The sequence below is a fragment of the Sphaerotilus microaerophilus genome, assembly GCF_023734135.1.
Classification (GTDB): Bacteria; Pseudomonadota; Gammaproteobacteria; order Burkholderiales; family Burkholderiaceae_C; genus Sphaerotilus; species Sphaerotilus microaerophilus.
The window spans coordinates 595255-606897 of record NZ_AP025730.1 but is presented as its reverse complement, the minus strand read 5'-3'; the positions used below and the strand labels follow the sequence as shown (position 1 = coordinate 606897).

The following is an 11643-nucleotide window of genomic DNA, read 5'->3' as shown; positions in this document are numbered from 1 at the left end:
CGGGGATTCAGTCGACGGGGCTTTGCGTTGCCGAAGCGCAACGATTTACACAAATCGGCAGAGACCGCACTCTCGATGCGGATTTGCGGACGGTCCAGCCTTACCGTCTCGCCTGCATTCACAGGCTGTCGAGGATGGCGCGCCGCTTGCGCTGGAACTCTTCCTCGCTCAGCAAGCCGGCATCCCGCAGGCGCTGCAGGCCACGCAGGCGCTCTTCCTGCTCGGCGTAGAAGGCCGCGTCGCGGGGCTTGGTCGGAAGCGCGTTGGCAGCAGGCGCCGCCGCCGGTGGGGTCCCCGCCGCTGCAGCGGCTGCGGGGGCCGGTGCCCCCGGTTGCACGCGCGCAGGCGGGGCTGGTTCACCGTCCAGTGGCCAGGCCACCCAGTCGCCACGACGCAGTTGCGCCGCGCCGTCCACATGCAGCCGGGCCGGCGATGCCGCCCTGCGGCTGCCGAACTCGAACGCCGGCACCCGTTGGACCGCTCGGAATTCGCTGTAGGCGTCCCGGCGGGTGTCGTGCACGATCAGGTTCAGCTGCCTGTCCTGAACGAACAGGCGGGCCGTGACGGACAGGGGCGCCGACAGCAGGTTGCCGCGCCGGGCCGAGCTGAGCAGCAGCAGGTCATCGCCCGGGCCGGCCACCGCCATCGCACGCGCCAGCACCGGTGTGAGGTCGGCCAGTTCATCAGCGCTGAACAGCGCTGTGCGGCGATCGCCGTCGCCGCGAAGTTCCACCTGCGCCAGCAGGGCACGCCAGCGCTCCGCCCCCAGCACCACCGGATGGCGGGCGCCGGCACTGCCCGGCTCGGCATCCACCAGCCGCAGCGCACTGAACTCGCCGACCTTCCAGACCCGCGGTTGCGCCCCGGCGTTGTCGGCCCGCGGCGGCGCGCCGCGGGTGTAGAGGAAGTCCATCGGACCCGGCGCCGCAGCGGCCAGGCAGGTGGCGGTGGCCAGCAGGCCGGCGGCAACGAGCCGCCCCCACCGCGCAGCGCGACGCGAGCCAACAGCAGGCCCACTCGGGGCGACAGGAGCGATGGGCAGGGGTTGGGATTTCACAGGGGCTGACGTTAGATCAAAAGAGTGAATCGATCAACGTGGCATCCCCGATGGGCCCGTCAACCCCGGCGCCGGGGTGTTCAGGTGCTGCGCACCACCAGGTTGACCGGCACGGTGACCGACGGCAGTCGGTCGAGCAGCAGTCGCACCGCCAACTCCCCCTTGCGATGGCTGTCCTGGCGCACCGTGGTGAGGCCAGCGGCGGCAGCGGCGGGCGAGTCGTCAAAGCCCACCAGCGCCACCGGCGGCGGGCGCGACCAACGCTGCGTCTCGGCCAGCGCCGACAGGGCCAGGCGGTCGCTCATCGCGACGATCGCTACGCGGGCATCGGCAGGGAGCGTCGGCGCCAGCGCCGCGAGCCGCGCACCGGCGGATTCGGGGAAGTGGTCGTCGATGTCCAGCCAGAGCAGGCGCTGGGCCGGAAAACCCGCCTCCTCCGCGGCCTGGGCGTAGCCGATCATGCGCTCGTCACCGACGTAGCCGCTGCGCGGCGGGTCGGTGAGGGCCAGCACGCGTAGCCGCTCGACCTCGCCGATGGCGAAGCACAGCACCACCACCACGTCGGGCCGGGCGGCCAGCGCATGCTGCATCGCCCGCAGCGCCCCCTGCCGATCGTCGGTGAGCACCGACGGGACGCCGGGCACGGTGGTGTCCACCAGCACGGTGGGCTTGGGCGAGGCGGTGACCTCGTGCACGAACTCGGGGCCGATCTCCGCGTGCACGATGATCGCGTCCGCCATCGATTGGAAGGCAGCGGCCAGCATCAGGCGCCGCCCCATCTTGGGAATCAGGTGCAGCGCGAGGTGGCGGCGGTCCAGCTCGGCCGCCACGCCGCTGAGGAAGACCATCGCGGTCGGGTCGCTCAGCGCGTAGGACAGGTCGTGGTGGAAGACCACGCCCACCGCCGCCAGATCACGGCGGCGCAGCGCCCGTGCGGTCGGATCGGGGCTGAAGTAGCCCAGTTCGCGCGCGCGATCGAGGATCTCCTCGCGCAGCGAGGCCGAGAGCTTGTCCGGCCGGTTGTAGGCGTTGGAGACGGTGGTGCGGCTGACGCCAAGCGCCTTCGCCACGTCCAGCAGCGTCAACCCGCCGCGGCCGCGGTACCGCCCCCGCGCCGCGCCGCCGTGGGCATCGGCCCCGCCGTCGGCGTCATGGACCGACAGCCGGCCCGCGGGACCTTCCGCCTCCAGCGTGACCGGGCGAGCAGCGTTTCCAGGGGACGACATGGGAGGGGCAGGGCGGGGGAGGCAGGGCGGGCCGCGAAGTCTAATGCAAGCCCCGTGCCCACCAACCCCGACACCGCCCCCAAACCGCCACTCCACCTCGCTTCAGGGCCCGACTTCGACCGGCGCCAGCGGCAGCTCGGCATGCTGCTGCGGCGCATACATCGCCTCCACCCGGCTCGGCGGCAGTGCAAAGCGGCCGACCGTGTTGAGCCGCAGGGTGTAGCTGAGCGTGTGGCGCCCGCGCGGCAGCCAGCGGTAGTAGGCCCGCCAGGCGTCCGGGCGGCGCTCCTCGTAGGCCAGCCAGGCGCTGCCGCTGTCCCCGCCCTCCCCTGCGGCACGGCTGCGGGCGGTGGCGATCTGGCTGTCGCGGCCCAGGCCGCTGCCGAGCAGGGTGGCGCCGGCGGGCACCGGATCGCTCACGACCACCCAGCCGAGGTCGGCCTGGGCATCGACCACCAGCTGCACGCGCAGCACGTCGCCGCGGCTCCACCGGCCCGGGGTTTTCTGCTCGACCGCGCTGACGCTGCGCTCGAGGCGGTAGCCCGCCGCCACCGGCGCCGTCAGCGGCGCGGCCGAGAGGCTCTGCAGCGCCAGCCAGGGCCGCCCGCCGCCCTGCTGCTGCACCTGCAGGGTGCCAGCCTGCGCTGGCCAGGGCAGGGTGAGGCGCTCGCCCTCGGCTCGGCGGGACCAGTCCAGCTCGCGCACGGCGGTGCCCAGGCTCACGCGGGTGCGGCCGGTGACCTGCTGGGACTCGCGCTGCAGCGAGAACTGCTCGAAGGCGAGGCTGGCCCAGGCGTTGGCGGTGGTGCTGCCAAAGGCGCCGTTGGCGAGGGCGTCCCGTTGGGGACCATCACCGCCGTGCAGGCGCAGCGCCAGGCCGGCCGCCAGCCGCGGCGCGTCGCCGTGCCAGGCCGGGTCGCTGCTGTGCACCGCCAGCAGCAGCAGGCGCGCGGCGTTGGCGTCGGGCCCCTCCATGAGCCAGCTCCAGGCGTCGCCCGCCTCGTCGGCAAAGCGCAGCGTGCTGCCGGAGGCCAGCAGGCGTGCGCGCAGCAGGCGCTGCGCCTCGGCCAGCCGGGCGTCGCGCTGGGGGACGCCATCGACGCGCTGCAGCAGCGCCAGCCAGTCCAGCAGGGCCGAGGTGGGCCACTGCGTCGGCGTGATCTCCAGGCTGGCGAGCTGGCGCGCCTGGGCCCGGCCGTGGCGAGACAGCGCCTCCAGCGCGGCGAGCTTGCGCACATCGCGGTCGGCCCGCGGAGCGGGGAAATGGCGCTCGATGCGGCCCTCGACAAAGGCGGTGAGCCCGTCGAGCAGGCGGTCACGCAGCTCAGGGGGCAGCGGCCAGCCGGCGGTGTCGGCCAGTGCGAGCAGATAGGCGCTCAGGCGGTCGCTGCCGCCGCCCGGGCCGTCTTCCGCACGCGGCGGGAAGTAGTGCGCGAGGCCGTCCCCATCGAGGTAGCCGGGCAGCTCGCCCAGCAGCGCTTTCCAGCCGGCCAGGTCGCGCAGGCCGATGGCGCGAGAGGCCCGCTGTTCCAGGCAGGTGTAGGGGTAGGCCTCGAACCAGCGGCGGATGCCCGGCAGGGCGCCGGCCAGGCGCGGGCGCAGCTCGGCCACCACGCCGCCTGCTGCACCGCCGGCACCACCACCGGGCGGCGCAACAGGGATCTGCAGGCTGCCATCGATCTGCTGCAGACTGGCCTGCAGCACGCGCAGCGGCTGGGCGGGCTCGACCCGCTGGGTGAAGCGCAGGGCGTCACGCTGCGGCGTGAGCTGGGCACCGCCGTCGCGGTTGACCTCCACCACCGCGGCCTCCCAGGCCAGCGCGCTGGCCGCTGCCGGCACCGTGACCGGCCAGCGCAGCTCGGCAGCGGCGTTGGCGCCCAGCTGCAGGCGCTGCGCCGGCAGGGCCAGCGGCACGGTCGAGCCGGCCAGGGTCGCCGTGGTGCCCGGGGCTGGCAGCTCCGCGGCGAGCCCCTGGGTCACCGTGGCCTTGAGCGTGGCGTCAAGCGTCACCGCGCGGTCGGTGGTGTTGCGCACGGTGAAGAGCGCCTCGAAGCGGTCGCCCTGGCGCACCACCGTCGGCAGGCCGGCGATGAGCTGCAGGTCCTGGGTGACGCGGATGCTGGCGTGGCCACTGCCGAAGCGGTCTGCCCCCGCATCGGCCAGGGCGATGAGGCGGAAGGCCGTCAGCGAGTCGTTCAGCGGCACGTCGATGCGGGCGCGCCCCTGGGCGTCGAGCTTCACCACCGCCCGCCAGAGCAGCAGGGTGTCGAAAAGCTCGCGCGTCGGGTTCAGCCCGCCGCCGCCGCCGGGCGGCAGGGCCTTGCGGCCGTAATGGCGCCGGCCGACGATCTCGTTCTGCGCGGTCGAGGTCTCGACGCCCCAGGGGCGCGGCTGGTACATCTGCTCCAACAGCTGCCAGCTCTCGTTGGGCGCCAGCGCCAGCAGGCCCTCGTCCACCGCGGCAAAGGCGATCTCCCCCCCGGCCACCGGCTGGCCGCCGCGCGTGACCTGCACCTGGGCGTGCACGGTCTGGCGTGGGCCGTACTGCGGGCGGTCGGTCTCGACCTTGACGTCCAGGCGGTGCGCCGCCAGACCGATCCGCAGCTGGGCGACGCCGAGCTTGAAGGCCGGCCTGGCGAGGTCGACCATCGCGGTGGGCGGCTGGTACTCCGAGCCCTCATGGCGCCAGGCACGCAGCCAGTCGAGCGGCGCCCGCCAGCCCCAATCGAAGAAGGAGTACCAGGGCACGTGCCGCACCCGGCCGCGCAGCACCAGCGCGCTGACGTAGACGTTGGGCGCCCAGCCGGACGCCTCACCCACTGCACCTGTGGCACCTGCTGCACCGGCCCCAGGCACAGGGATCGGCAGCTCGATGACCGGGTCGCTGCCGCGCAGGGTCAGCACGCGGCTGTCGAGCACGCCCTCGCGCTCCACGGTGACCAGCACGGTGGCCTCTCGGAAGGGCATGCGCACCTGCAGGCGGGCGGTCTCGCCGGGCGCCAGCTCGCGCTTCTCGGGCAGCAGGTCGATGCGGTCGTCGTTGTCCTGCGCGAACCACTGCTCGCCACTGCCGGAGATCCACACCGACGTGGCGGCCTCGGTGGCGCGCCCGGCGTCGTCGGCCACGCGGGCGATCAGCTCCACCTCGCCGGCCTGGGTCAATTCGCTGTCGCAGACCAGCAGGCCGCGGGCGTCGGTCCGGCCGCCACACACGGGGCCGAGCTCCTGCACCTCCTGGCGGTCGTCGTAGGCGTAGAAGCCGCCGACCACGCGCTGGCGGGTGCTGGTCAGGCGCACGACGCGGGCGCGCACCTCCACCGTCCGGCCCGCTTGCGGTTTCCCTGCCGTGTCCAGTACCACCGCCTGCAGCGGCACACGGCCGCGCTGCGCCAGCCAGGAGCGTGCACGCAGCCCCACCTGCAGGGCGGCCGGCCAGACCGGCAGGGTCTGGGCGACGGTCTGACGCTCGCCGTTGGGGTCGTCAAAGCTCAGCTCGGCGACCAGCTCGGCGGGCCGCTTCAGCCCGGCCAGGGCCGGCAGCTTGGCGAGTGCCACCGTGGCGGCGCCCTGGGCATCGGTGCGCAGCGCCAGCCGGTCGGCCACCAAGCGGCCCTGCGCCGGGGCATAGGCACCATCGCCAGCGCCTTCGCCAGCGCCGTCAGCATCGGGCAGGCTGCCGGCGGCACGCTCGCGCGGGGCCGAGAAGCTGTAGTCCTCGTAGCCGGCAAAGGCCGGCTCGCGCTCGCGCAGCAGCGCCGAGAAGCTCGCCGGGGCGGCCACGCCGCCACCCGAAAGGTGGTTGAGCTGCACCGCGAAGTTCAGCGCCTGGGGAGCGACCAGCGGCCCCTTGGCCGCACCGGCCAGGCTCAGGCGGGCATCCACCAGCGGCACGCGGAAGGCCTCGACGCGGAAGGCGCCGGCCGACCACTGGCGCGCGCCGCGGTGCAGCGTCAGCTCGTAGCGGCCCAGCTTGGCGGTGGCGGGAATCGCCCACTGCATGGGCAGCGCGCGCAGCGGCGTCGCCTGGGCGTTGGCCGGCTGCGCCGGCAGGGCGATGCGGGTGACCTCGCCGCTGCCCTGGTGGGTGATCTGCAGCTCGGTGGGCCAGTCGGCGGCGTTGACCAGCGCCAGGCCACGCTCGGTCTCGGCACGCACGAGGTGCTTCATCGAAACGGTGTCGCCCGCGCGCAGCAGGCTGCGATCGAGCAGGGTGTGCACGCGCAGGTCGCTCTCGGTGCCGCTGGCGGTGGGGTGGTTGAAGCGCCAGGTCTCGATGCCGCGGTTCCAGTGGCTGAAGACGAAGGCCAGGTCGGTGACCACTGCGCTGCCATCGGCACTGCCGCCGCCGCTGCTTGGCTGGGCCTTGCGGGCGGTCACGAAGTAGGCGGCCTCGCCGATGCAGCGCGGGCCGGCCTCGCTGTCGACCTCGTCGGCAAAGCCGCGCGGGATGCGCGCCAGCCCGGCGGCATCGGTGCGGCCGGCCCAGAGCCGCTGGCCGCGGCAGTCGTTGACCGCCACCTCCGCGCCCTCGACCGGCCGGGCGCGGTCGAGCGTGCTGACCCAGACCAGGCTGGAGCTGCGCCCACGCTTGAAGTGCACGCCCAGGTTGGTCACAAGCACACCGGTGCGCACGTACATCGGGGCCGCCGGGCTGGCCAGGGGCACTGGGGCCGAGGCGGCCGACGCAGCCGCCGGGCTGGCGAGCAGGGCCTGGCCGAGTAGGCGAGATTCGATCTCGACCAGGTGGTAGCCCGGCTGCGCCAGCGGCAGGCCGATCACCTCGGTGGCGCGGGCGTCGGCAGCGCTGGCTGCGGCCGAAGCACCCTTCGCCAGCGTCGGTGGGCCGGGCAGCGGGCTGCGCTGCACGCCGCCCTCCTTCGCCAGCAGCGACAGCTCGCGGCTGCCGACCAGGCGCTCCTGGCGCTCGCGCGCGGCGCGGCCGGTGCCGCGCCCGGCGTCCTCGCGCGGCGCGCCTTCGACCCACCAGCTCGCCTGCGGCAGGCCGGCCTCGCGCGCGGTCAGGCGGCTCTCGTGGTAACGCGCCAGGCGGGCGTGCCAGCGCAGCAGCTCGATGTCGGGCGTGCTGGCATCCAGCCGCTTGACGGCCACCACGGCCCGGCCCGTGCGCCCGTCGCCCTGCTGGACGTGGCGCAGCGTGATCGGCAGTGCCGCCGGCTCGGTGGGCGTGCCCGCCTCGATCACGCCGAAGGGCGCCGCGGCGAACTTGGCCAGCGGCGGCATTGGCCCGGTGCCGGTGGCCAGTGGAAAGGCCGAGGCATTCGACAGGGCCCGGCCGGACTCGTCGCGCAGCCCCGCCGGCAGCGTCAGCAGGTAGCGCGCCTGCTCGGGCAGCGGGCTGGGGAAGGCGATCTCGCTGACGCTGGCAGCACGGTCGTCGGCGTCGAAGCGCGGGGCCAGGCCAGCCTGGGCCGGCGCCGGCGCGGACGTCTGCGGAACCAGGCGGATCTGCTCGGCCAGCGCGCGCGGCACCGGTGCCGAGAAGCGCAGGCGCAGCGGGCGCAGCGGCAGGCAGGGCGCCTCGGCGCGCTCGCGCTCGCAGGCGAATTCGGCGGAAAACGGCGCACGCACGGTCCACTGCCAGGAGCGTGTCTCACGGGTCAACACCTGCGGGTTGCGCGCCGAAGCGATGCCCGCGCCCCAGACCAGGCGCACCGTCGCCCCGGCCGGCAGCGGGCGCTGGCAACGCAGCAGCAGGCTGCGCTCGGCCTGGGCCGCACCGACCCGGCGGGCCTTCAGCACCGCCGCGCGCGCTGGCCCGTCGACCAGCACGAGCGGAATGCGCTCGCCGATGCCCTGGACTTCGCACCAGGCATGGTCCGCCAAGGATGCCCCCTGCACGGGACCGTTGAGCTGCAGCAGCCAGTGCGCCTCCTCCTCGACCTCGGCACCCTCCCAGGGCCAGACCTGCTGGACGGTGGGGCCGGCCGTCGAAAAGTGGAATTCGCGCGGGCCGTCGAGCGTGGCGGAGGGGCTGGGCGTTGCTGCGCCTGAAGCCGCCTGCACGGCGACGCTGGGCTGCCAGTTCGGCCGCAGCGCCAGTGTGCAGCGCACACCGGGGGGCAGGGCCTCGCGCAGTTCGTAGGCCCATTCAGCCGGGCCGAGCCAGCGGCCCTGGCCGGGCGGGGTGGACGGGGTGGACGGGGCGGTAGCCAGGCCATCGCAGCGCAGCAGCGCCGGATCGGCCAGCCGCGGTGCACCGAAGGGCACCACCGGCGCGCCGAAGCGCAGCAGCACCTGCTGGACCTCGCCCACTTCGCCACTGGGGCTGACGCTGCGCACTTGCACGGCCTGGGCCGCAAAGGTCGCGCACAGGGCGGCCGCACCCAGCACCAAGCCGGTCGCCATGGCGTTCACGCGCCGCGACCACGTGCGCGCCGTGGGGACACAGAACCGGGGGGGGCGCACGAAGCGGCGCATGCAGACTCCTCACCCGCCACCCTCTGGCAGCGGCCTCTCGACGGGCCGGGCGCAGCGAGCGATGGCTGCCAGCGGGCAATCCACCACAGGACTCGCCGCCCGATGCGGCAAGTCTACGGCTGCGCGCGTGACTTATTCACTCGCTCAGGGTGAGGGAGAGGGGACGGGCGAAAAGGGCGGAAGGAAGCCACCACCGGGTGGCTGCCGCCATCAGTGCATCGCCAGCAGCGACACCTTGGTCATCGACATGACGTTCTTGGTGTGCGAGCCGAACAGCAACTCGCCGAAGAAGCCGCGGCCGTGCGTGACCATCAGGATCAGGTCGGCACCGGCCCGGTCGGCCGCATCGACGATCGCGCGGTCCACCTGCTGGGTATTGGTGTGGTCGGCCACGAACTCGACGCCGGCTTCCTTGGCGAGGCTCTCGAACTTGCTCAGCACGGCCTGGGCATGAGCCTCGGACTTGGCTTCGTGGTTCTTCACCTGCTCGGTGAAGACCGTCGGGTTGGTGCTGATGGTGGACATCGGCAGGTCCGGCTCGGCCACGAAACCGGTGATGCGCGCACCGAGCGTCTTGGCCAGCACGATGCTGGACGTCATGGCGCGCACGGACAGGTCAGAGCCGTCGACGGGAACGAGGAGATGCTTGAACATGGCAGATTCACCAGAGTTGGACGAGCCGACTCTAGAGCACTGCCGGGTTCCGAACTTGATCGGCGTCAGGATGGCCCTGCGCGGCAGTGCGCTTAGCGCACAGGCCGGCGGGTCAGATCAAACCTCGACCGATCAATTCGAGGCGGCAGACGCGGCCGGGGCGGCCGCGCTCGCTGGCGCCACGGCCGATGCCGGCGCCACCGCCGGCTCGGAGGCCGCCGGAGGATGGGACTCGGTGCCGTGCTTTTCACCGCTCATGTCGATGTCCCCGCCGCTCTTCATCAGGATGAACAGCGCCAGGGCGGCAAAGACGATGAAACCGAGAACGAGCTTCCACATGATGGGAGTTCCTTGAAGGGCGCGTGAAGCGCTGTGATGTAGCGATGATGCCCCCGTCGGACTGACGAGGCGCTTGCAGGGCGGCGTCGAAAACACAGAAGCGCCCCGGGCGGGGCGCTTGGAAGGAGCAGGCAGGGCATTTGCCTGCGGCAGTCCCTGCCAGGCGAGGTACAGCCGCCCGGTCTGCCGGCGGGCCGGGCGCCGGGACGCCCGACATGTCCGCCGTCAGTCCCTGGCGTAGATGTCGACGTCCTTGGTTTCCTTCACAAAGATCATGCCGATCACGAAGGTCATCGCGGCGATGGTGATCGGGTACCACAGGCCGTAGTACATGTCGCCGTTCTGCGCCACCATCGCGAAGGAGATGGTTGGCAGCAGACCACCGAACCAGCCGTTGCCGATGTGGTACGGCAGGGACATGGAGGTGTAGCGGATGCGGGTCGGGAACATCTCCACCAGCATCGCGGCGATCGGGCCGTAAACCATGGTCACGTAGATCACCAGCACGGTCAGGATCAGCACGATCTTGACCTTGTCCACCTTGGCCGGATCGGCCTTGGCGGGGTAGCCGGCTTCCTTCAGTGCGGCGCCCAGGTCCTTCTTGAAGGCGGCAATGGCCTTGCCCGAGGCTTCGTCGAACTTGTGGCCACCAGCGGTCAGCACGCCGGTGGGGGGCGTGAGCTCCTTGTCACCGATCTTGATGACGGCGGGCGAGCCGGCCGACAGCGCCTCGTTGGAGTAGCTGGCCGAGTTCTGGGCCAGGGCACGCTTGGCGATGTCGCAGCCGCTGGTGAAGTCGACTTCGCGGGCGATCGGGCTGCCCTGGAAGGAGCAGGTGGCCGGGTCGGCCTTCACCGAGATCGTGGCAGTGGCCTGTGCCTTGGCCAAGTCTGGGTTGGCGGCTTCGGTCAGCGCCTTGAACAGCGGGAAATAGGTCACCACCGCCAGTGCGAGGCCGGCCATGATGATGGGCTTGCGGCCGATCTTGTCGGACAGCGTGCCGAACACCACGAAGAACGGCGTGCCGATGATCAGGGAGATGGCCACCAGGATGTTGGCGGTAGCGCTGTCGACCTTCAGGACGCTGGTCAGGAAGAACAGCGCGTAGAACTGGCCCGAGTACCACACCACGGCCTGGCCGGCCACCAGGCCCAGCAGCGCCAGGATGACGATCTTCAGGTTCTTCCACTGGCCGAAGGACTCGGACAGCGGCGCCTTGGAGGTCTTGCCCTCTTCCTTCATCTTCTTGAAGGCGGGCGATTCATTCATCGACAGGCGGATCCACACGCTGATGGCCAGCAGCAGGATCGACACGATGAACGGCACGCGCCAGCCCCAGTCGGCAAAGGCAGCTTCGCCGATGGCCGAGCGGGTGCCCAGAATGACCATCAGCGACAGGAACAGGCCCAGCGTCGCCGTGGTCTGGATCCAGGCGGTGTAGGCACCGCGCCGGCCCTGCGGGGCGTGCTCGGCCACGTAGGTGGCGGCACCGCCGTACTCACCACCCAGCGCCAGGCCCTGCAGCATGCGCAGCGCGATCAGGATGACCGGGGCGGCCACGCCGATGGACGCGTAGCTGGGCAGCACGCCGACGATGAAGGTCGACAGGCCCATGATCAGGATGGTGACCAGGAAGGTGTACTTGCGCCCGATCATGTCGCCCAGGCGGCCGAACACCAGCGCACCGAAGGGGCGCACGATGAAGCCGGCGGCGAAGGCCAGCAGCGCGAAGATGAACGCGGCCGACGGATCGAGGCCTGAGAAGAACTGCTTGGCGATGATCGCCGCGAGCGAGCCGTACAGGTAGAAGTCGTACCACTCGAAGACGGTACCGAGCGACGAGGCGAAGATGACCTTCTTCTCCTCTGCCGTCATCGGTGCCGCCGCGACCTTGGCGTTGGCGGGAATGCTGGACATGTGTCTTGTCTC

The 11643-nt window shown here is 72.3% G+C and carries 6 protein-coding genes; all 6 read right to left on the bottom strand.

The genetic code is table 11. The annotated features are described in order from the left end of the window. Window positions 1–118: 118 nt before the first annotated feature. On the bottom strand, window positions 119–1057 hold the full coding sequence (locus NGK70_RS02735) for an SHOCT domain-containing protein (RefSeq protein WP_251971850.1): 939 nt from the start codon (window positions 1055–1057) through the stop codon (window positions 119–121). Between the two features lie 80 nt (window positions 1058–1137). Then, window positions 1138–2283 (bottom strand): LacI family DNA-binding transcriptional regulator, encoded by a 1146-nt coding sequence (locus NGK70_RS02730; protein ID WP_251971849.1) that lies wholly within the window; start codon window positions 2281–2283, stop codon window positions 1138–1140. Between the two features lie 102 nt (window positions 2284–2385). Then, window positions 2386–8649 (bottom strand): alpha-2-macroglobulin family protein, encoded by a 6264-nt coding sequence (locus tag NGK70_RS02725; RefSeq protein WP_251971848.1) that lies wholly within the window; start codon window positions 8647–8649, stop codon window positions 2386–2388. A gap of 282 nt (window positions 8650–8931) precedes the next feature. Continuing rightward, a complete protein-coding gene (locus NGK70_RS02720; protein WP_251971847.1) occupies window positions 8932–9375 on the bottom strand; it encodes a universal stress protein in 444 nt (147 codons plus the stop codon). Window positions 9376–9507: 132 nt separating this feature from the next. Next, window positions 9508–9714 carry a hypothetical protein gene (locus NGK70_RS02715; protein ID WP_251971846.1) on the bottom strand — a complete coding sequence of 69 codons (207 nt, stop codon included), beginning with the start codon at window positions 9712–9714 and terminating at the stop codon, window positions 9508–9510. A gap of 225 nt (window positions 9715–9939) precedes the next feature. Beyond that, window positions 9940–11631 carry an MFS transporter gene (locus NGK70_RS02710; RefSeq protein ID WP_251971845.1) on the bottom strand — a complete coding sequence of 564 codons (1692 nt, stop codon included), beginning with the start codon at window positions 11629–11631 and terminating at the stop codon, window positions 9940–9942. Window positions 11632–11643: the final 12 nt, after the last annotated feature.

Excerpts from the sequence above, each read along its gene's own strand:
- NGK70_RS02725 (WP_251971848.1), bottom strand. The coding sequence starts at position 8,649 with ATGGCGACCGGCTTGGTGCTGGGTGCGGCCGCCCTGTGCGCGACCTTT.
- NGK70_RS02730 (WP_251971849.1), bottom strand. The coding sequence starts at position 2,283 with ATGTCGTCCCCTGGAAACGCTGCTCGCCCGGTCACGCTGGAGGCGGAA.
- NGK70_RS02715 (WP_251971846.1), bottom strand. The coding sequence starts at position 9,714 with ATGTGGAAGCTCGTTCTCGGTTTCATCGTCTTTGCCGCCCTGGCGCTG.
- NGK70_RS02720 (WP_251971847.1), bottom strand. The coding sequence starts at position 9,375 with ATGTTCAAGCATCTCCTCGTTCCCGTCGACGGCTCTGACCTGTCCGTG.
- NGK70_RS02710 (WP_251971845.1), bottom strand. The coding sequence starts at position 11,631 with ATGTCCAGCATTCCCGCCAACGCCAAGGTCGCGGCGGCACCGATGACG.